Annotated in this window: 19 protein-coding genes; 9 read left to right on the forward strand and 10 right to left on the reverse strand. The window is 69.6% G+C overall.

Annotation, left to right across the window (positions count from 1 at the left end; genetic code table 11):
- Positions 1-21 precede the first annotated feature (21 nt).
- On the reverse strand, positions 22-2010 hold the full coding sequence (locus tag LR394_RS01840) for a metallophosphoesterase (RefSeq protein ID WP_231438543.1): 1989 nt from the start codon (positions 2008-2010) through the stop codon (positions 22-24).
- Positions 2011-2138: 128 nt separating this feature from the next.
- On the opposite strand from LR394_RS01840, the gene LR394_RS01845 reads away from it, so the two are divergent.
- Positions 2139-3965: a putative bifunctional diguanylate cyclase/phosphodiesterase gene (locus LR394_RS01845; protein ID WP_231438544.1), complete on the forward strand. Its 1827-nt coding sequence runs from the start codon at positions 2139-2141 to the stop codon at positions 3963-3965.
- On the opposite strand, the gene LR394_RS01850 is transcribed toward LR394_RS01845, so the two are convergent.
- Both LR394_RS01850 and LR394_RS01855 read right to left on the reverse strand, forming a co-directional pair.
- Positions 3962-4711, reverse strand: a complete 750-nt coding sequence (locus LR394_RS01850; protein WP_231438545.1) for an alpha/beta fold hydrolase — start codon at positions 4709-4711, stop codon at positions 3962-3964. The genes LR394_RS01845 and LR394_RS01850 overlap by 4 nt on opposite strands.
- A 191-nt stretch (positions 4712-4902) precedes the next feature.
- Positions 4903-5886 (reverse strand): aspartate/glutamate racemase family protein, encoded by a 984-nt coding sequence (locus LR394_RS01855; RefSeq protein WP_231438546.1) that lies wholly within the window; start codon positions 5884-5886, stop codon positions 4903-4905.
- Between the two features lie 389 nt (positions 5887-6275).
- Between LR394_RS01855 and LR394_RS01860 the strand changes: the two genes are divergently transcribed.
- A complete protein-coding gene (locus LR394_RS01860) occupies positions 6276-7643 on the forward strand; it encodes an FAD-dependent oxidoreductase (RefSeq protein ID WP_231438547.1) in 1368 nt (455 codons plus the stop codon).
- A 66-nt stretch (positions 7644-7709) separates the two neighbouring features.
- Here the strand turns inward: LR394_RS01860 and LR394_RS01865 are convergent, their stop codons facing one another.
- Positions 7710-8873, reverse strand: coding sequence for an NAD(P)/FAD-dependent oxidoreductase (locus LR394_RS01865; RefSeq protein WP_231438548.1), 1164 nt, complete (start codon positions 8871-8873; stop codon positions 7710-7712).
- Between the two features lie 370 nt (positions 8874-9243).
- Here LR394_RS01865 and LR394_RS01870 point away from each other — a divergent pair, with 370 nt between their 5' ends.
- The 3 genes from LR394_RS01870 to LR394_RS01880 all read left to right on the forward strand — a co-directional run bounded on the left by LR394_RS01870 (position 9244) and on the right by LR394_RS01880 (position 11531).
- Positions 9244-9495 carry a DUF1272 domain-containing protein gene (locus LR394_RS01870; RefSeq protein ID WP_231438549.1) on the forward strand — a complete coding sequence of 84 codons (252 nt, stop codon included), beginning with the start codon at positions 9244-9246 and terminating at the stop codon, positions 9493-9495.
- 108 nt (positions 9496-9603) lie between these two features.
- Positions 9604-10776, forward strand: coding sequence for an acyl-CoA dehydrogenase family protein (locus tag LR394_RS01875; protein ID WP_231438550.1), 1173 nt, complete (start codon positions 9604-9606; stop codon positions 10774-10776).
- Positions 10776-11531: an SDR family oxidoreductase gene (locus LR394_RS01880; protein ID WP_231438551.1), complete on the forward strand. Its 756-nt coding sequence runs from the start codon at positions 10776-10778 to the stop codon at positions 11529-11531. The genes LR394_RS01875 and LR394_RS01880 overlap by 1 nt, the downstream gene beginning before the upstream one ends.
- A gap of 68 nt (positions 11532-11599) precedes the next feature.
- On the opposite strand, the gene LR394_RS01885 is transcribed toward LR394_RS01880, so the two are convergent.
- Both LR394_RS01885 and LR394_RS01890 read right to left on the reverse strand, forming a co-directional pair.
- The gene (locus LR394_RS01885) at positions 11600-12205 is read right to left on the reverse strand and encodes an FMN reductase (RefSeq protein WP_231438552.1); all 606 of its coding nucleotides are present in this window, start codon (positions 12203-12205) and stop codon (positions 11600-11602) included.
- 3 nt (positions 12206-12208) lie between these two features.
- Entirely contained in the window at positions 12209-13300 is a 1092-nt protein-coding gene (locus tag LR394_RS01890) for an LLM class flavin-dependent oxidoreductase (RefSeq protein WP_231438553.1), read from the reverse strand.
- A 267-nt stretch (positions 13301-13567) separates the two neighbouring features.
- On the opposite strand from LR394_RS01890, the gene LR394_RS01895 reads away from it, so the two are divergent.
- Positions 13568-14209, forward strand: a complete 642-nt coding sequence (locus LR394_RS01895; protein ID WP_231438554.1) for a hypothetical protein — start codon at positions 13568-13570, stop codon at positions 14207-14209.
- 12 nt (positions 14210-14221) lie between these two features.
- Here LR394_RS01895 and LR394_RS01900 read toward each other — a convergent pair whose 3' ends face one another.
- The 4 genes from LR394_RS01900 to LR394_RS01915 all read right to left on the reverse strand — a co-directional run bounded on the left by LR394_RS01900 (position 14222) and on the right by LR394_RS01915 (position 18897).
- On the reverse strand, positions 14222-15178 hold the full coding sequence (locus tag LR394_RS01900; protein ID WP_231438555.1) for a DMT family transporter: 957 nt from the start codon (positions 15176-15178) through the stop codon (positions 14222-14224).
- A gap of 32 nt (positions 15179-15210) precedes the next feature.
- Positions 15211-16335, reverse strand: coding sequence for a fatty acid desaturase family protein (locus tag LR394_RS01905; RefSeq protein WP_231438556.1), 1125 nt, complete (start codon positions 16333-16335; stop codon positions 15211-15213).
- A 289-nt stretch (positions 16336-16624) separates the two neighbouring features.
- Positions 16625-18127 carry a glycerol kinase GlpK gene (gene glpK, locus LR394_RS01910; RefSeq protein WP_231438557.1) on the reverse strand — a complete coding sequence of 501 codons (1503 nt, stop codon included), beginning with the start codon at positions 18125-18127 and terminating at the stop codon, positions 16625-16627.
- Positions 18124-18897 carry an IclR family transcriptional regulator gene (locus tag LR394_RS01915; protein ID WP_231438558.1) on the reverse strand — a complete coding sequence of 258 codons (774 nt, stop codon included), beginning with the start codon at positions 18895-18897 and terminating at the stop codon, positions 18124-18126. The genes glpK (LR394_RS01910) and LR394_RS01915 overlap by 4 nt, the downstream gene beginning before the upstream one ends.
- Before the next feature lie 131 nt (positions 18898-19028).
- On the opposite strand from LR394_RS01915, the gene LR394_RS01920 reads away from it, so the two are divergent.
- The 3 genes from LR394_RS01920 to LR394_RS01930 are packed head-to-tail and all read left to right on the forward strand — an operon-like array spanning position 19029 to position 23104.
- Positions 19029-19877, forward strand: a complete 849-nt coding sequence (locus LR394_RS01920) for an MIP/aquaporin family protein (protein WP_231438559.1) — start codon at positions 19029-19031, stop codon at positions 19875-19877.
- Positions 19878-19880: 3 nt separating this feature from the next.
- A complete protein-coding gene (gene glpK / locus LR394_RS01925; RefSeq protein ID WP_231438560.1) occupies positions 19881-21395 on the forward strand; it encodes a glycerol kinase GlpK in 1515 nt (504 codons plus the stop codon).
- Positions 21392-23104, forward strand: a complete 1713-nt coding sequence (locus tag LR394_RS01930; RefSeq protein WP_231438561.1) for a glycerol-3-phosphate dehydrogenase/oxidase — start codon at positions 21392-21394, stop codon at positions 23102-23104. The genes glpK (LR394_RS01925) and LR394_RS01930 overlap by 4 nt, the downstream gene beginning before the upstream one ends.
- The last annotated feature ends 84 nt before the right edge of the window (positions 23105-23188 follow it).

Here is a 23188-nt window from a genome sequence, read left to right on the forward strand (position 1 = left end):
TTGGTTCACCCGCTGAGTCGTTTACGGGGTTGCGGTTTCGGACGGGGACGGGTTCGTCGCCTCACTGGGAGTCGAGTCGCCCGCATCGTCCCGGATCGCGTTGTCTCCCGCCTCGTCGGCCGTGCTCACCGGGTCGGGGGTGACCTCGTCCGGGGTGGCCAGTGCGTCGTCGTTCAGTTGCAGGCTGGACCATTCCTGCACGGTGGCCAGGTTGGTGGCGCTGGCCGGAACCGCCTCGTCGATCCCGTCCTCGACCGCGCAGGTGCGCTCGGCGTTGATGTCCTGGGGCTGGAAGTAGTGGACGTCGAAGGCCGAGTTGTTCCCGTAGGTCTCCCCGCGGGTGAGGTCGGGCAGCGCCGGGTCGGCCAGTTTGTAGCGGATGATCCGGGTGTACTGGCAGTTCGTGCCGACCGAAAGGATCGAGAACTCCATCGGGTCACCGGTCTCGCGCAGCAGCCCGCCCATCCCGGTGGTGCCCTCGATCAGCCGGATGTAGTCGCGGTCGCTGCTCTGCAGGTCGGCCGTCTCGTTCTGGTGGTGCACGTGCCCGGAACCGATCGCCCGCACCGAGGGGCCCAGGGTGGTGGCCATCGTGTCGCCCATGATCGGCTCGTGCGCCAGCAGCAGGTCGAAATAGGTTTCGCGGTTCAGGTTCTCGACCGCCGACAGCGCGGCCTCGGTCTCGATCCGGGTGACCACCTCGACGTCGTCCGAACCGGCATCGCCCGGCGCGCCGTACGTCCGCGGATCGCCCACCCCGTAGATCTGCAGACCCATGGCCGAGACGACTTCCTGGTCGAGCACGGTGACACCGGGGATCTCGGCCATCCGCCGGGCCACGCTGGCGGAGTCGTGGTTGCCCTTGATCCAGATCATCGGGGTGGTCGCGGTGATCCGCCGGATCGAGTCGATGTAGCTGCTGGTCATCTCCGCGGTGTTCCCGACCAGCGTCTCGTCGCCGGTGTTGACCAGCAGCTTCACATCGTTCGCATCGATGTATTCCTGCAGGTAGTTGTAGATGTCGCGGCGGTGCACGTCGGAGATGAACATGACGTTGTAGGCCGTCACCGGGGTATCGGTGGACGTCGGTGGCCGGGTCAGGGCGTCCTGCAGGCTCAGCACCGCACGCACCTTGTCGGCCGCGGCCGCGTCCCGCGCGTCCAGGGCCGCCAGCTTGTCCGGAGTGGCCGCGATATCGGCCAGAAGTCCGGTGACGGCGTATCTTTGCCACCAGTCCGAGCGATAGGTGATGCCGAAGGTGGCAGTCAGGGCGACCAGCGCCACCACCGTCGAACTGGCCACCAGGGTGGCGGTGGCGGCCAGGCGATGTCGCCGGCTGCCGGCTCGCAGCGGGTCCTTGTTGGCCAGCACCGAGATCGCGCCATCCACGATCAGGTCACCGATCAGGGCGCCGATCAGCAGACCGATCAGGGCGGCGCCGGCGAAGTGCAGCACCATCGCCGGAATCCGGTCTTCCAGCTGGGAACGGAAGTCGTTGGTGAAGGTGGCGCCGCCGCTGGTGGCCTCGCGCACGGCGTCCAGGTCGATCCGCGGGGTGACGTGCAGACCGATCGGCAGCGCGGTGACGTCGCGGAACTGCAGCGAGCCGAGGCTGGAGTCGACGGTGATGCCGCGGTGCTCGGGGGTGACCGAACCGGAGACGACGATGTCGACCTTGGCCACCGTGGTCCGGTAGGGGTAGACCGAGACGGCGATGGCGGCCACGGCGAGCGCGGCCGTCAGCGAGACGATGAAGCGGACGGCGGCGCGGACCGGGTGCTCGGGCCGGCGGAACATCTGCTCCACCGTCCAGCGGCGCACGCGTAGCAGGCGCCGTCGCGTCGGGCCGGGAACCGGCTTCGGCGCAGGTTCAGGGGAGGCCTCGCCAGCGGCCTCGCCCGGCTGGTCCGGGACTCGCTGGTCGGGGTTCGGCGCCGGTGGGGCGGACTCGTCGGGGCTGGGCCCGCCCTGGTTGGGCCGGCCGGAGGTGGGCTGGTCAGACTCGGACATCGTCTTCGAGGCTACCGACGCGGACAGCTGTCGGCGCGCTGAAACTGCAAGTCAGCGGCCCCTCGGCCGGACGGGTGGTGTGCCCTCGACTGCTCAGTTCCGGAGCGTGCCCGGCCGAGTACCGAACGGTGACCGGTCACGACAGCGTGCGGTTGTCCGCCCTCGCCTTCTCCGAGGAACGGCCGATGTGGGAGCTGGCCAGCCCGATCGTTGCCGTGTCGGCGCGCCGGACCTGTGCCGAGGTCGACGTGATGCCCGACGAGTCGAGCGGGGTCGTGGTCGTCGACGGGGAACGGATCGGCCGGCTCTCGCGGCGCCGGCTGGAACAGAAGGTGCAGACCCGGTGGGGTCTGTGGCGGCCCCGGGCCCGCACCCCGGTGGGCCGGCTCGCCGACTGGGACGTACCCGTCCATCGTTCTTCGCTGTCCTTGGCCGCCGCGGTCGAGGCGGTGTTGTCGCGGCCGGGCGATCGGCGTTACGAGGAACTGCTGCTACGCGGGCCCAACGGCGACTGGCGGCTGCTCCAGGCCGGAGCGGTGCTGGAGGCGCTGGCGGTGAGCATGGCCCGGCGGGCCAGCCAGGACGAGCTGACCGGGCTGCTGAACCGCTCGGCCTTCTTCGAGCACCTGCACGAACTGGCCCTCAGCCTGACCGGGACCGGCCGCCGGCTGGCCGTGGTGTTCATCGAGCTGGACCGGCTCAAGCAGGTCAACGACCAGCTCGGGCACAACGTCGGCGATGCGCTGCTGGTCTCGGTGGCGCGCCGGATCCGGGCCACCGCGCACCCGGGCGATCTGCTGGCCCGGCTCGGCGGGGACGAGTTCGTGGTGGCGATGACGGTTCCGGCCGGGACCGACAGCGATGCCCACGCGCTGCTGCACCGGATCTCGGGGCGGTTCCTCAGCGTGCTGCGCCAGCCCGACCCGGGGCTGGACTCACGGGCCGGCAGCACGGCCAGCATGGGCGCGGCCGTCTCGGGCCACAACAGTGGAGCCTCGGCCGTGGAAACCCTTCTGCAGGAGGCCGATCTGGCGATGTACGGGGCGAAGCAGGCCGGCGGTGACCGGGTGGTGGTGGCCGGGCCCCCGCAGATCTTCGAGGACCTCCAGCCGCAGCCGGTCGAGGGCCGGCTCTCGCGTTCGATGCACCGGGCCCTGGCCGAGAACGAGCTGGTGCTGCACTACCAGCCGATCCTGGAGCTGGTCTCGGGCCGGATCACCGCGGTGGAGGCGCTGATTCGCTGGCAGCACCCCAGCGACGGCCTGCTCGGGGCGGATCGGGTGCTGGCCGCCGCCACGGTGGACAACGCCCTGATGGAGATGGACCTGTGGGTGCTGCGGACCGCGCTGAAGCAGTTGCGGGTGTGGATCGACCTGCTCGGCGAGCGGGCCCCGGACTGGATGAACGTCAACCTCTCGACCGACACGCTGGCCCATCCGGACCTGGCCAACGAGGTGCTCGCCGCGGTGGCCGAGTCGGGAGTGCCGATCGGCCGGCTGCGGCTGGAACTACCCGAGACCACCACGCTGGACCTGGCCGAGGGTGCGCCGGAACAGCTGCAGGTGCTGCTGGCGGCCGGAGCGCAGTTGTCGCTGGACGACGTGGGGGCGGGGACCTCGAGCCTGCGGCACCTGGCCACCCTGCCGGTCGCCGAGATGAAGATCGACCAGTCGTTCATCGGGCGGATGCAGGTGGAGGAGCGGGCCCGGGCGGTGGTGGAGATGCTGACCAACCTGGCCGGCGGGCTGTCGATCACGGTGACCGCGGAGGGGGTGGAGGCGGTCGAGCAGCTGCGCCAGCTGATCGACCTGGGGGTGGACCACGTGCAGGGCTACTTCATCGCACCACCCGCGCCGGCCGCCGTCACCGAGGCCGTGCTGACCGCGCAGCAGCTCGGGGTGGAGCCCTCGCTGCTCACCACCGGGATCGCGCGGACGTTCTTCTTGCCCGACTAACGCAGGTGCTCGCGCATCGCCTGGAGGACGGCGGCGGGCTGCTCGACGTTGGCAAGGTGCGCGGCGCCCGGCAGGACCACCAGGTCGGCCCCGGGGATGCCCTTGGCCAGCTGCTCGGCCCGGACCAGCGGTGTGGCCTGGTCCTCGGCCCCGGCGACGACCCGGGTGGGAACGCTGATCCGGCCCAGTTCGGCGGTGAGGTCGAAATCGGCCAGTGCCTCGCAACAGCCCGCGTAGCCTTCCGGGTCGAGAACGGTCTGCGCCTCGAGCAACTCGCGCCCGTGCGGCGGTACCGGCGCATCCAGCCCGAACCAGCGCCCGCGGGCCAGCTCGGGCAGAAAGCCGGTGCCCTCGGCGCGGACCCGGGCCGCCCGATCCCGCCAGAGCTGCGGATCATCGCCGAAACGGGCCGCGGTACAGACCAGCACCAGCTTGCGCATCCGCTCCGGACGCTCCAGCGCCAGCTGCTGGCCGATCGCGCCGCCCAGCGAAAGCCCGCAGTAGGAGAACGTTTGGATGCCCAGGCCGTCGAGGACCTCGAGCACCGCAGCGGCCAGGGCGGCCACCCGGTACGGCCCGGCCGGCGCGGGTTTGCCGTCGTGGCCGGGCAGGTCGAAGCGCACCACGCGGAACTGCTGAACCAGGCCGGGCAGCTGGGGATCCCACAACCGGTAGGACGTGCCGATCGACGATCCGAGGACGAGCACCGGGGACTGCGGGTCACCGTCCACCACGAAGTTGATCATCGCCACCCTGCCCGTTAGGTCACCGGATCCGCCTGCGCACCGCCACCCTACGTGCCGATCCGGCCGATCAACGTTGCCTCCGGCCGGATCGATCACTACCGGCGGACGACCTGCGCCGGTCGAGTGGGGATGTTCAGACTGCGTTGGGGCCGGCGTTCATCGGCTGACACCCGATGCTGGTGATCACCTTCCTACTGGTAGACCTCGGAAGAACGCTGATGGGCGGAGTAGTGCCCGCGCGGTTCGTAGCCCTGGTCGTGGCCGCGCTGCTCGCGGCCCCGGGGCGGTTCGTAACCGTCTGCGCCGTAGCGCGGATCGCGCTCGTACGAGCCGTAGCGGTCGTACGAGGGATCCCGCTGCGACTCGCGGGCCGGCTGGTGCGAGCGGTCATAGGAGGGCTCGTACCCGGAGCGGTAGGCCGGTTCCGGCGCGTAGGCGGGCTCCGGCGTGTAAGCAGGCTCTGGGGTGTAGGCCGGTTCCGGGGTGTAGGCCGGGGCCGCAGGCACATTGCGGACCGGCGGCGGAGCGTCGGCCAGGGCCTGCACGGCCATCGCCACGGCAGCCGCGGTCGGTTCGATCACCGGTACACCCAGTTCTTCGGCCAAGGGACCGCGCAGCCGCTCCATCCCGACGCTGCCCAGAATGAGCGTCTGGGCACCGCGCCGGCTGACCAGCTCCCGCGAGACCTTCAGAACGTCGTTGGCGGCATCCCGGGAGGCCAGGTCCAGCACGCTGCGCCCGATCGCCAGGTCGGCCACCACCCGGCCGCTGATCCCCAGCTTGGCCCAGTACAGCTCGTGCCGGAAGGTGGCCATCGGCAGCGTGCTCACCACGCCGATCCGCCGCCGGTGCGACATCGCCGAGAGCAGGGCCGCCTCGGCGATCCCGATCACCGGGACCGGCGCCGCGGCCCGCAACTCCTCCAGCCCGGTGTCGGAGAAGCAGCCCACCACGTACGCGTCGGCCCGATGCTGCCCAGCCGTGGCCAGCAGAGGGCCGATCGCCGCGCGGGCGTCCTCGTCGCTCTCGATCGCCCGCGGGCCACCGTACGAGGTCACCGCCGCCGCGGTGACGGCCCAGCGCTGGGCCACCGGCTCCAGTGAGTCCTGAATCCCCGCGGTGAGCTCGGCCGAACTGGTCGGATTGATGACGACTACATGAGGGACATGAGGCATGCGGTAGTCCGTTTCACAGCGTTGGGGCGGGCTCTCCTTCTGCTGACCCGTGCCCGGTCCAACAAGGTAAGGCGCACGTCGGCCGAGCGCACAAAAGTCTCAGACAGCACTCAGGCACCGCACAAGGCCCAAGACGACCAAAGACGGTGAACTCACGCCTCACCCGGTCGTTGCCCGGGTGCCGCAGTTTCTCGCTAGAACCGCATTTCGTTACTCGTGAGCACGCGTAGATCACGATGTCAGGGACGACTCCCCCGCCCGGCCGGACAGCGCGACCCAGCGCAGCGACGCGCCCACCGTGCGTTGGCCACTTCACATACTGGATACAAATCGAGTGACCACTTTCATGTTGCCACTTCCTATAGGATCCCGGTTAGGCTGGCCTAACCATGACTGAAGAGACTTCATCCCCCCGTCCGCTGCGCATCGGGGTGATCGGTGCGGGCCCGGCGGGCATCTATGCCGCAGACATCCTGACCAAGTCCGAGGTCCCGGTCGAGATCGACGTCATCGAGCGGCTGCCCGCTCCGTACGGTCTGGTCCGGTACGGCGTGGCCCCCGACCACCCGCGGATCAAAGAGATCATCAAGGCCCTGCGCCGGGTGCTCGACCAGGAGAACATCCGCTTCATCGGGAACGTCAACTACGGCACCGACCTCAGCCTGGAAGACCTGCGCGCGCACTACGACGCGGTCATCTTCGCCACCGGTGCCTTCGCCGACCGCGACCTCGACGTCCCCGGCGTGGACCTGCCCGGCAGCTACGGCGCCGCCGACTTCGTCAACTGGTACGACGGCCACCCCGACGTGGCCCGCGAGTGGCCGCTGACCGCGCAGCACGTGGCCGTGCTGGGCGCCGGCAACGTGGCCCTGGACGTGGCCCGGGTGCTGTCCAAGACCGCCGACGAGATGCTCGTGACCGAGATCCCGCCGAACGTCTACGAGGGCCTGAAGCTCAACCAGGCCACCGACGTCCACGTGTTCGCCCGCCGCGGCCCGGTCCAGGTGAAGTTCTCCCCGCTGGAGCTGCGCGAGCTGGCGCACTCGCCCAACGTGGATGTCGTGGTGCACCCCGAGGGCTTCGAGTTCGACGAGGCCAGCATGCGCGCGGCGAACGAGGACAAGCACGTCAAGCAGGTGATGAAGACGCTGAACGCCTGGGTCGGCAAGGACCCGACGGGCAAGCCGCACCGCCTGCACATCCACTTCCTCGAGGCGCCGGTGGAGATCTCCGGCGACGGGAAGGTGGAGAACCTGCGCACCGAGCGGATGGAGCTCACCGGCGACGGCAGCGTGCGCGGCACCGGCGAGTTCACCGACTGGCCGGTCCAGGCCGTGTACCGGGCCGTGGGCTACCGCAGCTCGGCGCTGCCGGAGATCCCGTTCGACGAGTCCCGGCACGTGATCAGCAACGACGGCGGCCGGGTGCTGGACGAGAACGGCGCCCAGGTGCCCGGGCTGTACTGCACCGGCTGGATCAAGCGCGGCCCGATCGGCCTGATCGGCCACACCAAGTCGGACGCCAGCGAGACCGTCGGGCACATCCTGAAGGAGATCAACCCGGACGACCCGGCGCCGCACGGGGTGGACATCCTGGCGAAGCTGGAGCTGAAGGGCGTCAACTACACCACCTGGGCCGGCTGGGACCTGCTGGACGCGCACGAGGTCAGCCTCGGCGAGCCGCAGAACCGCCAGCGGGTCAAGGTGGTCGAGCGCGAGGACATGATCCGGATCAGCCGGGAACTGCTGGCCGACTGACCGGCCTGCTCCTGAACCGAAGAAGACCCCGGCGGGTTGGCGCCGGGGTCTTCTTCTTTTTCCGGCTCAGCTGAGCAGCCGGAACGCCTTGTCGTAGTTCTCGTCGGCCAGGTAGGTCAGCACGCCCACGCAGGTGCCGTCGCCGTCCTGGTACCAGACCGTGAAGGCGTCGCCCTCGCCCTCCTCGTACAGCGCCTCCACGTAGCCGTCGCCCCAGGCCGCGTACTTCAGCCAGCGATCGCCGATCTGGCTCCAGAAGCCCGGCGGGTCGGACCAGGTCGCATCCTCCACCCCGGCCGCCGTCTGCCCGGCGATCCGGCCCATCGTCTCGGCGTCGAACCAGTGCTCCACCGAGAGCTGGCGGGCGGCCGCGTTGTTCAGCGCGTAGACCACGTCACCAGCGGCCAGCACCCCCTCGGCCGAGGTGCGCATGTGCGCGTCGACCACGATCCGGCCCTCGTGCACCGCCAGCCCGGCCTCGGCCGCGAGCTCGGTGGCCGGGCGCACACCGACCGCCAGCAGCACCACGTCGGCCCGGACGTCGTCCTGCCCGTCCAGCCGGATGCTCACGCCGTTCTCGTCGCGATCCAGGGCGGTGACGGTGGCCCCGGTGACCAGCCGCACGCCGTCCTCGGCCAGCCAGCCCGCGATCCGGGCCCCGGCCTCCGCCCCGAGCCGGTTCTCCTGCGGCGAGAACTCGTTGGTCACCTGCACCACGTCGAGCCCGAGCCGGCGCAGCGACGAGGCCGCCTCGCAGCCGATGAAGCCGGACCCGATCACCGCGACCGTCTTGGCCCCGGCCACCGCCGCCTTCAGCCGGCGGCCGTCCTCCAGGGTGCGCAGCCGCAGCAGGGCGCTGTCGTCCCCACCCGGCACCGGCAGATCGGCCGGGTTCGAGCCGGTGGCGAAAACGCAGTGCCGGTAGGTGTAGCCGGAACCGTCGCGGGTGCCGACGTGCTTGCGGCCGGTGTCCACCGACGTCACCCGATCGCTGGCCCAGGTGACCTCCAGACGCGAGAGCTCCCCGTCGTCCAGCAGGCCCATCTCGTCCTCGGGCTGATCACCGCGCAGGAAGTCCTTGGACAGTGGCGGCCGGTCGTAGGGCGCGTCCGGATCGGCCGAGACCAGCACCGCCCGGCCCTTTCCGCCGGCCTCCCGGTACGCCCGCACGGCCGAGAGCCCCGCGGGACCGCCGCCGATCACCAGCAGGTCCACCACCTCGTCAGTCATGCCGCCATCCTTGCGCGCATCCCGGCCTGCGCAACCGTCCGCCCAGCGGCAGAGTCGTAGTCGTTACCTCTCGGCATCAAGGAGTTTCAGGCGGCAGGAAGGAGCGGTCACGAGGTCGGCGAACCGCGCGACCGCGACATCCCCGGCCTATCGGACGCCAATCACCCTCCGACACCGAAATTACGGTCAGTAATTTGAAAAATCTTTCAGTTCCGGCCGCCACCACCCGCAGCAGGACCGGTACGAAGCGTGTTGCGAACGCGGCGTTCTGACCCGATTGACCCGAAACCCCGGCGTGACCGTCGGACTACGTAAAGAGAGCATCATCTGAGGCGAAAATTACTGCCCTGGAGGGTGTTAGCGTCCGATCATGCTTGAGTTGCGACCGAACTGCGAAGCCTGTGACACCGACCTCCCGGCGGACTCGCCGGACGTCTGGATCTGCTCCTTCGAGTGCACCTGGTGCACCGACTGCGCGGCCACCTTTGCTGACAATGCGTGCCGGAACGACAAGGGCAACCTGGTCTCCCGGCCGATCCGCACGCCGGAGATGCTGGCCCAGTTCCCGGCCTCGACCGAGCGCAAGCACAAGTCCGAGCTCCAGGTCGTCAAGGCCAGCTGAGCACGCCCGGGGGTGATCCGGGGGGATCCAGCCGTCGTTCTCAAGCAGTGACCTCGACCCCGTCGGGGCGGCATACTAGGCATGCCGTCTCAACGGGGAGGTCTGCTTTTGCCTGCCGAGCGTGTCGTTCCGTCCGCCGAGGCCGCGGACCTGATCGCCCTGACCCGGCAGATCGCCGCCAAAGAGCTCGCCCCGCTGGTCGACGCCCACGAGGCGGACGAGACCTTCCCACGCGAGACGTTCCGGGTGCTGGGCCGGGCCGGGCTGCTGAGCCTGCCTTATCCGGAAGAGTTCGGCGGCGGCGGGCAACCGTACGAGGTCTACCTCCAGGTGCTGGAGGAGATCGCAACCGTCTGGGCCAGCGTGGGCGTCGGGGTGAGCGTGCACGCCCTGTCCTGCTTCGGCCTGGCCGAGTTCGGCACCGCCGGGCAGAAGGCCGCCTGGCTCCCGGAGATGCTGGGCGGTGAGCAACTCGGCGCCTACTGCCTGTCCGAGCCACACGCCGGTTCCGACCCCTCGGCAATGCGCACCAAGGCCGTCCGGGTCCACGACGAGTACGTGCTCAACGGGGTTAAGGCCTGGACCACGCACGGCGGCCACGCCGACTTCTACAAGATCATGGCCCGTACGTCTGACTCACGTAATGGCATCTCCTGCTTCCTGGTCCCGGCCGACTCCCCCGGCCTGGAAGCCGATCCGCCCGAACGCAAGATGGGCCTGACCGCCTCGCACACCACCAGCGTCCGGCTGAACGACGTGCGGGTGCCGCGCGAGCGCATGCTCGGCGCCGAGGGTGAAGGCCTGAAAATTGCCCTGCAGGGCCTGGACTCGGGCCGCCTGGGCATCGCCGCGGTGGCCACCGGCCTGGCCCAGGCCGCGCTGGACGCCGCCGTGGCCTACGCCGGCGAGCGAGAGACCTTCGGCCGGCCGATCATCGAGCACCAGGGCCTGACCTTCCTGCTCGCCGACATGGCCGCCGCCGTCCAGACCGCCCGCGCCACCTACCTGGAGGCGGCCCGGCGCCGCGATCTCGGCCTGCCGTTCACCCGCGAGGCCTCGATCGCCAAGCTGGTCGCCACCGACAACGCCATGCGGGTCACCACCGACGCGGTGCAGGTGCTCGGCGGGTTCGGCTACACCCGTGACTTCCCGCTGGAGCGCTACCTGCGCGAGGCGAAGGTAATGCAGATCTTCGAGGGCACCAACCAGATCCAGCGCATGGTGATCGGCCGGGCCCTCAAGCACAGCCAGGGAAAGATCCACCTCGCGGAAGGATCCTGATGCAGATCACCGACACCGCTGCCATCGTCACCGGCGCGGCATCCGGCCTGGGCAATGCCACCGCCACCGCGCTGGCCGCCCAGGGAGCAAGGGTTTTCGGCTTCGATCTGCCGTCCGCGGTGGAGAAGGCCCCGCAGATCGAGGGCATGACCTACCTGGCGGTGGACGTCACCGATCCGGATGCGGTGGAGCACGCCGTGGCCCTGGCCGCTGCCGACAAGCCCTTGCGGAGCGTGGTGAACTGCGCCGGAATCGGCTCGGCGGCAAGAATTCTGGGCAAGAAAGGGCGTCACGACATCGCCCTCTACGCCAAGGTCGTGCAGGTCAATCTGGTCGGTACCTTCACCGTGCTGACCTATGCCGCCGAGCAGATCGCCAAGACCGAACCCGACGAGGTGGGCCAGCGCGGCGTCATCATCAACACCGCCTCGGTGGCCGCGTTCGAGGGTCAGGTCGGGCAGGCGGCGTACTCCTCGTCCAAGGGCGGCGTGGTCGGTCTGTGCCTGCCGGCGGCGCGGGATCTGGCCCAGTACGGCATCCGGGTGAACACCATCGCCCCGGGCACGATCGAGACCCCGATGCTGGCCGGCGTCACCGAGGAGTACCTCGAAGGTCTCGCTTCTGCAGTGCCTTTCCCACGTCGGCTGGGCCGGCCGGACGAGTACGCCAAGCTGGCCCTGATGCTGATCGACCACGACTACATCAACGGCGAGACGGTGCGGATGGACGGCGCGATCCGGATGCCACCGCGCTGACTTGCCGCTGAAGACCAAGGTGCCCACAACGTCTCAAATTGAAGGACGTCGTGGGCACCTTGGTCTGATCACTGGCCCTGCGCCTTGAGCATGTCCGCGAACGGGATCACATCGGCGAAGGGATCTTTCGCCCCCGTGGTACCCGTCGATCCGTTCAGCAGCGCCGCGAGCTGACCACCGGCCCGCTGCACCCTCCCCGACAGCTCACCCTCGCCGCTGGAGGCCCAGTCCTCGCTGGCCGCGTACACCGCGGTCGGCACCACGACCGCCCGCAGGTAGCTGAACAACGGCCGCAGAGCGTGTTCCAGCGCCAGCGAGTGCCGGGACGAGCCTCCGGTCGCGCCGATCAGTACCGGCTTGCCGTCCAGCGCGTCCGGGTCGAGGACGTCGAAGAACGACTTGAACAGCCCGCTGTAGGAGGCGCTGAAGATCGGCGTCACCGCGATCACCGCATCGGCCTTGGCTACCGATTCCACTGCTGCGGAGAGCTTTCCCGAGGGGAAGCCGGTGAGCAGGTTGTTGGTGATGTCCTGGGCCAGGTCGCGCAGTTCCAGCACGGTGACCTCGGGAACCTCGGCCAGCTGGTGGACGGTGGCCGAGCTCAGCTTGTCGGCGAGCAGCCGGGTGGAGGAGGGCTGGCTGAGGCCCGCGCTGATCACCACCAGCGATGTCATTGCCTACTCCGTAACGGTTGCCAGGGACTGCTGCTTGGCCAACAGCGAGGCGTGGGTGGGCGCGTCCGGCGTACCCGGGGCCCGGCGGGCGGCGAACTCCGAGCGCAGCGTCGGCAGGATCTCGCCGAGCAGGTCGAGCTGCTCCAGCACGGTCTTCAGCGGCAGGCCGGCGTGATCGATCAGGAACGACTGACGCTGGTAGTCGCCGACGTACTCGCGGAAGCTCAGCGTCCGGTCGATCACCTGCTGCGGACTGCCGACCGTGAGCGGGGTCTGGGTGCTGAACTCCTCGAGCGAGGGCCCGTGCCCGTAGACCGGCGCGTTGTCGAAGTACGGACGGAACTCCTTGACCGCGTCCTGCGAGTTCTTGCGCATGAAGAACTGCCCGCCCAGACCCACAATCGCCTGCTCGGCGGTGCCGTGGCCGTAGTGCGCGAAGCGCTGCCGGTAGAACTGCACCATCCGGGCCGTGTGCTCCTTGGGCCAGAAGATGTGGTTGTGCAGGAAGCCGTCGCCGTAGAAGGCGGCCTGCTCGGCGATCTCCGGGCTGCGGATCGAGCCGTGCCACACGAACGGCGGAATTCCGTCGAGCGGACGTGGGGTGGCGGTGAAGCCCTGCAGCGGGGTCCGGAACTTGCCTTCCCAGTCCACCACGTCCTCACGCCACAGCTTGTGCAGCATCGCGTAGTTCTCCACCGCCAGAGGAATGCCCTGGCGGATGTCCTGGCCGAACCAGGGGTAGACCGGGCCGGTGTTGCCCCGGCCCATCACCAGGTCGACCCGGCCGTCGGCCAGGTGCTGCAGCATGGCGTAGTCCTCGGCGATCTTCACCGGGTCGTTCGTGGTGATCAGCGTGGTCGAGGTGCTCAGGATCAGCTTCTCGGTGGTGGCCGCGATGTAGCCGAGCATGGTGGTGGGCGACGAGGGCACGAACGGCGGGTTGTGGTGCTCGCCGGTCGCGAAGACGTCCAGGCCCACCTCTTCGGCCTTCTGGGCGATCCGGACCATGGCCTTGATCCGCTCACGTTCGGTAGGCGTCCGGCCCGTGGTCGGGTCCGGCGTCACGTCGCCGACCGAGAAAATACCGAACTGCATCACGAACTCCCTGCTCAGGCTGGATGACACCGGTTACGGGGACATCCTCTCGAATAGATCGTTGCTTGAGCAACTACTTGCCCGTTCCGGCCATTCCCGCGGCACGCCCGAGTCATCGCGGGCGCGTCGCCGACCGGTGGGCTAGCGTCGTCCGCCGTTGCCGGGACACCTCTTCCCCAGGCCCGGCTCACGGAACGGATGGACGTACAGATGGTGAACGAGACCGAAGTCCGGAACTCCGGCGAACGCGCCAGTAGTTATCCAGACATGACTGAGTCAATGACGGCCGGTGCTCCCTCTTGGACGGTGCGCCGCGCCCGGCTCATCGACATTCCGGCCGTTTCGCGCATGCTGCGCGCCCCGTCGCTGGCCGACTGGCCGCTGCCGGGTGGGGTCTCGGACGACGACCTGACCACGGCCACCCGGCTGATGCTCACCCACGTAGGGCTGGAGCACGGCGAGTTCTGGGTGGCCGAGTCCGCCGGTGAGGTCCGCGCCGCCGTGGTGATCTTCCCGCCCACCGTTCCGGCCGGCGGTTTCGGCACCAAGCAGCGCCTGGAGGGCGCGCTGAAGCTGGAGCTCGGGCTGATTCCCGGCCTGCCCGACAACACCGACATCACCGAGCTCGCGGCCCTGGCCGGCGCCCCGGAGATGCACTGGCTGCTGATGCCCCTGCACGCCCCCGGCGACGACGAGGTGCTGAACGACCTGCTCGAGGCCGCCCTGCCGGTGGTCGACGAGACCGGTATGCCGGTGATGTGTCTGGAGCAGGGCGCCCCGGCCGCGCCGCTGCGGGCCGCCGGGTTCGAGCTTCTGGCCGTACCGCTCGACCTGGCCGTCACCGCTTCACTGCGGGCCGGGGCGCAGGCTCCTGACGACGCCGAGTCGCTGCTGGCGATCAGCCTGTAGGCCTAGGGCCGGTCAGCTGGGCAGTGGGTCGGCCGCGGTCCGGCGGGCCTCACCGGACTGCGGCGGCGGCAGCACCTGACCGGCCGCCGGCGGCAGGCCCTCGGGCGGCCCGTCGCCGGAACGGTCCTCCTGCTCCTCGCGGGCCAGGAAGGCCACGCCGGTGAGCACCATGATCAGCCCGGCGATCTCCAGGGCCAGCAGGGCCGGGTCGGAGCTCGGGGCCTCGTTGAACACCACGATGCCGAAGGTGACCGCGATGACCGGGTTGATCACGTTCAGCACCGGCAGCGAGTGCGAGAGCGGGGCCCGGTTGTAGGCGTACTGGTTGCTCAGGAACCCCGCCACGCCCAGTCCCGCCAGGGCGTAGATCGGCCAGGTGGTCAGGGCCTCCCAGACGCTGCTGGAGGAGGTCACCACCTTGATCATCGAGGCGATCATGCCGAAGATCAGGCCGCCCGCCACGCCCATCAGCAGCCCGGCCCGGTGCATGCCGACCTTCGTGGCCAGCCACCAGGTGGCCGCGGCGACCGCGACCGCCACCGCGACGAACCAGAGCGCGGAGGCGGCGGTGAAGTGCGCCGAGCTCTCGCTGCTGTGCGCGCCGGTGAGGAACACCGCGATCCCGGCCGCGACCAGCACCACCCAGGTCATCAGCCGGGGTTCGGGCCATTTACGGTCGAGCAGGGCCCGGAAGACGAACGCGAACACCAGGCCGGTGACCACGATCGGCTGGACCACGGCCAGCGACCCCAGGGCCAGCGCCACCGAGTGCAGCCCCAGCCCGGTCAGGCTGGCGGCCACCCCGGCCAGCCACTTCGGCTGGGTGGCCAGATGCCGCAACAGATGGACGACGCCCCGCAGGCCCCCCGGTCCCTGCGGAGCCCGGGAGGCGCTGTGGTGCATCAGGGCGGTCGAGGCCCCGAACGCGATGGCGTCCAGGAAAGCGACCGCGATCGCAGCCGCGTTCACCGTTCAATCACGTGCTTCTCACTGCCTTCTCGTCACTGTCCGCCGCCGGCCGGCGCACCGGCCGCAGTCGGTCCGGTCACCACGGGCGGACCCCCGTCGGTCCGGCCCAGCTCCTTCAGTCTGCGGTAGTGGCTGATCGTGGCCGAGGTCAGGGTCGGGTACTCCACGTGCGGCAGGCCGGAGGCCCGGACCACCTTCTCCACCACGGTGGTGTGCAGCTGGGGCAACTGGTGACGCGGAGCCACCGGCTTGAGGTGGTGGGCCAGGTGGTGGGTCATCCCGCCGGTGAGCCAGCGCATCGGCAGGCTCCGGGTGCTGAACGAGGCGGTGGTGGCCACCAGGTGCTTGGACCAGTCCCGGGGCGCGGGCTGCTCGCTGGGCGCGTACAGGCCCTCGTTGATGTGCCCGACCACCAGCACGATCGCCGCCTGCACGGCCCCCACGCTCATCGCCACCATGAAGTACAGGGTGAACTTGCCCGGGCCGAGCAGCAGCACGTACGGAGTGATCACCAGCGCCCAGAAAGCCTTCTCGAAGAGCCACTGGCCGAGCCGGACGTGGAAGGGCGGGACCTCGAGACCGATGATGTTGCCCTTGCGGACGTAGGTGAACTGGCTGTCGAGTTCACCCACCCAGGCCAGCGCGTACAGGAACCAGGCGTACAGGTGCTGGTAGCGATGGACCGGCTTGCGCTCGATGCCCGGGTGCATCCGGACGGTGGTGTTCCGGGTGGCCTCGTCCAGCGGGTAGACCTGCGAGGAGCGGTGGTGCACGCGGTGCTTGAGGGTCCAGTGCTGGACGAAGAAGCCCAGCGGGACCGCGGTCTGCACGGCGAACACGTTCGGCCAGGTCCGGCGCGAGAACCGGCGGTGACCGGCGTCGTGCAGGATGGTCAGGGTGCCGGTGGCGAAGGCCAGGCTGAGCGGCAGGGCGGCCAGCAGCAGCCACGGCCAGCTCGGCGAGATCAGTGCCACGAGGAGCATCTGGGCGTGGATCCACAGCCCGATCGCCGCCCAGTCCCGCCAGGGCTCACCCCGGTGCCGTTCACTGCGCCGGGTGCTCAGCCGCCGGGTCACGCCCCCGGCGCGCACCCCGTCGGCCGGATCCCGGTCCCCCTTACCCAGACGCCGTTCGAATCGCGAAGTAATGATGGTCATGATCGCCTCACCGCCGGTCCGGCCTTCCCCTGTCGCTACGCGGATCCCCGCAAAGGACATCCGCGAACGCTGGCTGACTGCATGGCTGACGCTGCCGCCCGACCGTTTGAATCGACCCCCGGTCAGGCTGACCTAACCTTAACTCCCCCTCTGCCCGGATCCTGGTCCCGACAAACGAAGAAATTGCTCCACCGGAACCTCGGGAACAGTAGCAATCACGACACCCGGAAACCTCTCGGGCATCGCCCTGAAACAACCCTGAGAAACCCCGGTTCGGACTGGAGCCGAACTACTGGGCGCCGGTCTTGCTGGTCCAGTCCAGGGTGAGTTCCACCGCGTAGGTCCAGTTCCGGTACTCCGCCTCGCGCCGGGCCGGGTCCATCGCGGGCTGCCACTGCGCGGCCAGGTGCCAGTTGCGCCGCAGCCCCTCCAGATCGGACCAGTAGCCCACCGCCAGCCCGGCCGCGTAACCGGCTCCCAGCGAGACGGTCTCGGCCACCATCGGGCGGACCACCGGCACGTCCAGGACGTCGGCGACGAACTGCATCAGCAGGTTGTCCGAGGTCATCCCGCCGTCCACCTTCAGCGCGCGCAGCCGCAGCGAGGAGTCGGCGTTCATCGCGTCGAGCACCTCCCGGGTCTGCCAGCCGGTCGACTCCAGCACCGCCCGGGCCAGGTGCCCTTTGGTGATGTAGCTGGTCAGGCCGGCGATGATGCCGCGCGCCTCGGGCCGCCAGTGCGGGGCGAACAGGCCGTAGAAGGCGGGCACGATGTAGCATCCGCCGTTGTCCTCGACCGTGCGGGCCAGGGTCTCGATCTCGGCCGCGCTGCCGATCAGGCCCAGGCCGTCGCGGAACCACTGCACCAGCGAGCCGGTGATCGCGATCGAGCCCTCCAGCGCGTAGTGGGCCGGCTGCCCGGCCACCTGGTAGGCCACCGTGGTGAGCAGCCCGTGGGTGGAGGCGACCAGCTCGGTACCGGTGTTCAGGAGCAGGAAACTGCCGGTGCCGTAGGTGCATTTGCCCTCACCGGCGGCGAAGCAGGTCTGCCCGAACAGGGCCGCCTGCTGGTCGCCCAGCGCGGCCGCGATCGGCACCCCCTCGAGCACTCCCCGGCCGGTGCCGTAGGTCTCCAGCGAGCTGCGGATCTGCGGCAGGATCGCCTCCGGGATGCCGAAGAACTCCAGCAGCTGCGGATCCCATTTCAGCGAGCGGATGTTCATCAGCAGCGTGCGGCTGGCGTTGGTCACGTCGGTGACGTGCACACCCCCGGTGAGGTTCCAGATCAGCCAGGACTCCATCGTGCCGAACAGCACCTCGCCGCGCTCGGCCCGTTCCCGCAGACCCGGCGTCTCCTCCAGCATCCAGCGCACTTTCGGCGCGCTGAAGTACGACGACAGCGGCAGCCCGGTCAGCTCGGTGATCTGCCCGGCCCCGGGCGCGTGCTGCAGTTCGTCGACCAGGGCGTCGGTCCGGGTGTCCTGCCAGACGATGGCCCGGCGCACGGGTTTTCCGGTCCTGCGGTCCCAGAGCACGATCGTCTCGCGCTGGTTGGCGATCCCGACCGCGGCGATGTCCTCGGCCCGGGCCCCGACGTCGGCCAGCACCCGGCGGGCCACCTTCTCCACGTTGCGCCAGATCTCCGCCGGATCGTGTTCCAGCCAGCCGGGTTTGGGGAAGTACTGGTGGTGCTCCAGCTGCGAGACCGCGACCAGCTGGCCGCCGTGGTCGAACAGGATCGCCCGGGTGCTGGTGGTGCCCTGGTCGATGGCCATCACGAAACGTGGCTTCATGCCTGGGTCCTGGGGGTGTGCAGTTCACGGCCGATGGCGCGGGAACACTCCTGCACCAGCGCGAGCAGACGGGGGCGGGGAACGCCGTTCGGGTCGCAGATCCGGTCGACTGCCCCGTGGATGCCGACCGCGCCCACCACCAGGCCGCCCAGCCCGGTCAGCGGGGCGGCCAGGGCGGCCAGATCCATCTGCCGTTCCCCCTGTTCCACCGCCCAGCCCTGGCGCCGGACCTGCGCCAGCTCGGAGGTGAGCCGGGAACGGGTGGTCAGGGTCCGGGAGGTGTACGGGGTCAGCGCCTGGTCGGTGAGGGCTTGCCCGGCGCTCGGACGAAAGGCCAGCAGCACCTTGCCCAGGGCCGAGGCGTGGCCCGGCAGCAGCGCGCCGACATCGGCCTTCTGCGTGGAGTGGTCGGGCCGGAAGACGTAATGGATCACCCGGGCGGCCGGGCCTTCCGGCACCGCCACCCGCACCGCCTCACCGCTGCGCGCGGCCAGCGGATCGGCCCAGTTCATGCTGCGGGCCCGCAACTCGTTCGGATCCACCTGACGGCCGCCCGGGGCGAACCGCCCCTCGCCGATCAGGTACTTGCCGCTGACCCGGTCCTGCTCGATCCAGCCCACGTCGAGCATCGTGCGCAGGATGCCGTGGGCCGTGGCGCGGGGGAGCTGAACGGCTGAACCGATCTCACTCACGCGCAGCGGTACGGGAGCCGCGGCGAGCAGCTCCAGGATCGCCGCGGCACGCTCGATGGACTGGATCGAGCCCGGCATCCGGCCACCGTAGTCCGGTCGGCAGTTGTTCGACAATGTCGACAGGCCGCCGTTGTTGCCTCGCCCGGCCATTCCTAGCGTCTAAGGACCCGAAACATCCGGGCAACAATTCTTCAGATGAGGGTGACGCCATGCCAAAGACGGCAAGTGCAAGTACCGCATCAGATCCGAAGCTTCCTTCCCCCGACCGCCGGGTTCCCGGGCTCACCGGTGAACTGGCCGCGGAGTTCTTCGGCACATTCATCCTGATTCTGTTCGGCGTGGGCGTGGTCGCCCAGGTGGTGGCCGGCGGGATCGGCGACCACGACAGCATCACCTGGGCCTGGGGCTTCGGCGTCATGCTGGGCATCTTCGCCGCGGGCAAGATCAGCGGGGCCCACCTGAACCCGGCCGTGACCATCGCCCTGGCCGCCTACCAGGGCTTTCCCTGGAAAAAGGTGCTGCCCTACATCGGCGCGCAGACCCTCGGCGCCTTCGTCGCCGCGCTGATCGTGCGCTGGAACTACACCGACCTGATCGCCATGGTCGACCCCGGCCACACGATCAAGACCCAGGGCATCTTCTCCACCCTGCCGGGCAACGGTGAGCTGCCGATCGGCCAGGGCGGTGCGCTGCGCGACCAGATCATCGGCACCGCGATCCTGGTGTTCCTGGTCTTCGCGATCACCGACTCCCGCAACTCCCCGCCGCTGGCCAACCTGACCCCGCTGTTCGTCGGCCTGCTGGTGGTGGCGATCGGGATGGCCTGGGGCACGCTCGACGGCTACGCGATCAACCCGGCCCGGGACTTCGGCCCGCGGCTGGCCTCGTTCTTCACCGGGTACGGCCAGGCGATGCGAGATCAGAACGGGGACCTGTTCTTCTGGGTCCCGATCATCGGCCCGATCATCGGCGGTCTCGTCGGCGGTGGCCTCTACAAGTACGGCCTGCAGGTGTTCCTGCCGAAGGCTGAAGACACGACTCAGGCGAAGGAGCTCTAAGTCATGGCGGATCTGATCGGTGCGATCGACCAGGGAACGACCTCGACCCGGTTCATGCTGTTCGACCACGCGGGCAACGAGCGGGGCAAGCACCAGCTCGAGCACGAGCAGATCATGCCCCAGGCGGGCTGGGTGGAACACAGCCCGGTGGAGATCTGGGAGCGCACCCGCTCGGTGATGACCAACACCCTCAACGGTCTCGGTCTGCAGCCGTCCGACCTGGCCGCGCTGGGCATCACCAACCAGCGCGAGACCACGGTGGTCTGGAACAAGAAGACCGGCCGGCCGTACTACAACGCGATCGTCTGGCAGGACACCCGTACCGACCGGATCGCCGCTGCTCTGGACCGCGAGGGCAAGGGCGACGTGATCCGGCAGAAGGCGGGCATCCCGCCGGCCACGTACTTCTCCGGCGGCAAGATCCAGTGGATCCTGGAGAACGTCCCGGGGGTGCGCGAGGCCGCCGAGAGCGGCGACGCGATCTTCGGCAACACCGACAGCTGGCTGGTCTGGAACATGACCGGCGGGGTGGACGGCGGCAAGCACGTCACCGACGTGACCAACGCCAGCCGCACCATGCTGATGAACCTGGAGACCCTGGACTGGGACGACGAACTGCTGTCGTTCTTCGGCATTCCCCGGCAGATGCTCCCGCAGATCCGGCCCTCCTCCGAGCCGTCCTGGTACGGCGAGGTGCGCGATCCCGCGGGCTTCAACGGCATCCCGATCGCCGGCATCCTCGGCGACCAGCAGGCCGCCATGGTCGGTCAGGTCTGCTTCGCCGCGGGCGAGGCCAAGAACACCTACGGCACCGGCAACTTCCTGCTGCTGAACACCGGCAACGAGCTCGTGCGCTCGAAGAACGGCCTGCTCACCACGGTCTGCTACCAGTTCGGCGACGAGGCCCCGGTGTACGCGCTGGAGGGCTCGATCGCGGTCACCGGCTCGGCCGTGCAGTGGCTGCGCGACCAGCTCGGCATCATCTCCGGGGCCTCCGAGATCGAGACCCTGGCCCGCAGCGTCCAGGACTCCGGCGGGATGTACTTCGTGCCCGCGTTCTCCGGCCTGTTCGCGCCGTACTGGCGCAGCGACGCCCGAGGGGCGATCGTCGGCATGTCGCGGTACAACACCAATGCACACCTGGCCCGGGCCACGCTGGAGTCGATCTGCTACCAGAGCAAGGACGTCGCCGACGCGATGGCCGCCGACTCCGGGGTGGCGCTGGAGGTCCTGAAGGTGGACGGCGGGGTGACCGCCAACGAGCTGTGCATGCAGCTGCAGGCCGACATCCTGAACGTGCCGGTCAGCCGGCCGGTGGTGGCCGAGACCACCGCGCTGGGAGCGGCCTACGCGGCCGGGCTGGCGGTCGGGTTCTGGCAGAACACCGACGAGCTGCGGCAGAACTGGAACGAGTCGAAGCGCTGGACGCCGGAATGGTCCGACGAGCAGCGCACCGGCGGTTACGCGGGCTGGAAGAAGGCCGTGGACCGAACGACAGGATGGGTTGAAGTCGAATGAGCACCGCGCAGGAACCGTTCAGCCCGGCCGGGCGTGAGGCCGCCCTGGCCCGGCTGGCGGAGGAAGAACTCGACGTCCTGGTGATCGGCGGCGGGGTGGTCGGCGCCGGAGCGGCGCTGGACGCCGTGACCCGTGGCCTGAGCACCGGTCTGGTCGAGATGCGGGACTACGCGGCGGGCACCTCCAGCCGGTCGACCAAGCTGTTCCACGGTGGCCTGCGCTACCTGGAGCAGTTCAACTTCGCGCTGGTGTTCGAGGCGCTGAAGGAACGGTCGCTGAACCTGGAGACCCTCGCCCCGCACCTCGTCCACCCGGTCGAGTTCATCTATCCGCTGACCAAGCCGTTCGACCATGCCTACGTGTCGCTGGGCATGGGTGTGTACGACGTGATGGGCTCGGGCCGGGGCGTGCCGCACCACATGCGGTACATGCGCCGGGCCAAGGCGGCCGAGTCGTTCCCCTCGGGCAAGCGCAACGAGATCACCGGGGCGATCTCGTTCTACGAGGGCCAGGTGGACGACGCCCGGCACACCATGATGATCGCGCGCACCGCGGCTTCCTACGGGGCGGCGATCGCCAACAGCACCCGGGTGGAACGGTTCCTGCGCGAGGACGACCGCGTGATCGGTGTGGTGGCCCGGGACCTGGAGTCCGGCAAGGAGTTCCAGATCCGCGCCCAGCACGTGATCAACGCGGCCGGGGTCTGGACCGACGAGATCCAGGAGATGGTCGGTGGCCGGGGCTCCTTCCGGGTCCGCGCCTCCAAGGGTGTGCACCTGGTGGTCCCGCGCAACCGGATCAACAGCCGGACCGGGATCATCCACCGCACGGAGAAGAGCCTGCTCTTCATCATCCCGCGCGGCAGCCACTGGGTGATCGGCACCACCGATACCGACTGGAACCTGGACAAGGCCCACCCGGCCGCCAGCCAGACCGATATCGACTACCTGCTGGATCACGCCAACGCCCTGCTGGCCGACCCGCTGACCCGGGAGGACGTGGTCGGGGTCTACGCCGGCCTGCGGCCCCTGCTGGCCGGTGAGGACGAGTCGACCAGCACGCTCTCGCGCGAGCACGCGGTGGCCAGCCCGGTCCGCGGCCTGACCGTGATCGCCGGTGGGAAGTACACCACCTACCGGGTGATGGCCAAGGACGCCGTCGACAATGCGGTGCACGGTCTGGAGCGCAAGATCGCTCCCTCCGTCACCGAGAAGATCCCGCTGGTCGGGGCCGACGGCTACTTCGGGGCCTGGAACAACCGGCACACCCTGGCCAAGCGCAGCGGTCTGCGGGTGCACGTGATGGAGCACCTGCTCAACCGGTACGGCAGCCTCTACACCCAGCTGCTGGCCCTGATCGAGGAACGGCCGGAACTGGCCGAGCCGCTGGAAGGCGGCCCGGAGTACCTGAAGGCCGAGATCGTCTACGCGGCCTCGCACGAGGGCGCCCAGCACCTGGACGACATCCTGGCCCGGCGCACCCGGCTCTCCATCGAGGTCCCGGACCGCGGTCACCAGGCCGCCGAGGAGGTCGCCCAGCTGGTCGCCCCGGTGCTGGGCTGGGGTCCGGAGCAGATCGCCCGCGAGGTGGAGCACTACCAGAAGCGGGTGGCGGCCGAGATCGAGTCGCAGAAGCAGCCCGACGACCAGACCGCCGACGCCGCCCGGCTCGGTGCTCCGGACGTGCGGGTGGGCATCCCGAAGGCCTGAACCCGTAGCGACCGGGCGCTCACGGCAGCGCCCGGTCGCTATGGCCTGGGTCACCTTTGTGGCGAAAAGCCCGCGAAAGCTGCG

The organism is Kineosporia babensis, from assembly GCF_021129305.1.
In the GTDB taxonomy this organism is placed as follows: Bacteria; Actinomycetota; Actinomycetes; order Actinomycetales; family Kineosporiaceae; genus Kineosporia; species Kineosporia babensis.

Bases quoted from the DNA above. Each gene is read 5' to 3' on its own strand.
- LR394_RS01840 (WP_231438543.1), bottom strand. From the start codon at position 2,010: ATGTCCGAGTCTGACCAGCCCACCTCCGGCCGGCCCAACCAGGGCGGG.
- LR394_RS01850 (WP_231438545.1), bottom strand. From the start codon at position 4,711: ATGATCAACTTCGTGGTGGACGGTGACCCGCAGTCCCCGGTGCTCGTC.
- LR394_RS01855 (WP_231438546.1), bottom strand. From the start codon at position 5,886: ATGCCTCATGTCCCTCATGTAGTCGTCATCAATCCGACCAGTTCGGCC.
- LR394_RS01860 (WP_231438547.1), top strand. From the start codon at position 6,276: ATGACTGAAGAGACTTCATCCCCCCGTCCGCTGCGCATCGGGGTGATC.
- LR394_RS01865 (WP_231438548.1), bottom strand. From the start codon at position 8,873: ATGACTGACGAGGTGGTGGACCTGCTGGTGATCGGCGGCGGTCCCGCG.
- LR394_RS01870 (WP_231438549.1), top strand. From the start codon at position 9,244: ATGCTTGAGTTGCGACCGAACTGCGAAGCCTGTGACACCGACCTCCCG.
- LR394_RS01880 (WP_231438551.1), top strand. From the start codon at position 10,776: ATGCAGATCACCGACACCGCTGCCATCGTCACCGGCGCGGCATCCGGC.
- LR394_RS01885 (WP_231438552.1), bottom strand. From the start codon at position 12,205: ATGACATCGCTGGTGGTGATCAGCGCGGGCCTCAGCCAGCCCTCCTCC.
- LR394_RS01890 (WP_231438553.1), bottom strand. From the start codon at position 13,300: ATGCAGTTCGGTATTTTCTCGGTCGGCGACGTGACGCCGGACCCGACC.
- LR394_RS01895 (WP_231438554.1), top strand. From the start codon at position 13,568: ATGACTGAGTCAATGACGGCCGGTGCTCCCTCTTGGACGGTGCGCCGC.
- LR394_RS01905 (WP_231438556.1), bottom strand. From the start codon at position 16,335: ATGACCATCATTACTTCGCGATTCGAACGGCGTCTGGGTAAGGGGGAC.
- glpK (WP_231438557.1), bottom strand. From the start codon at position 18,127: ATGAAGCCACGTTTCGTGATGGCCATCGACCAGGGCACCACCAGCACC.
- LR394_RS01915 (WP_231438558.1), bottom strand. From the start codon at position 18,897: ATGCCGGGCTCGATCCAGTCCATCGAGCGTGCCGCGGCGATCCTGGAG.
- LR394_RS01920 (WP_231438559.1), top strand. From the start codon at position 19,029: ATGCCAAAGACGGCAAGTGCAAGTACCGCATCAGATCCGAAGCTTCCT.
- glpK (WP_231438560.1), top strand. From the start codon at position 19,881: ATGGCGGATCTGATCGGTGCGATCGACCAGGGAACGACCTCGACCCGG.
- LR394_RS01930 (WP_231438561.1), top strand. From the start codon at position 21,392: ATGAGCACCGCGCAGGAACCGTTCAGCCCGGCCGGGCGTGAGGCCGCC.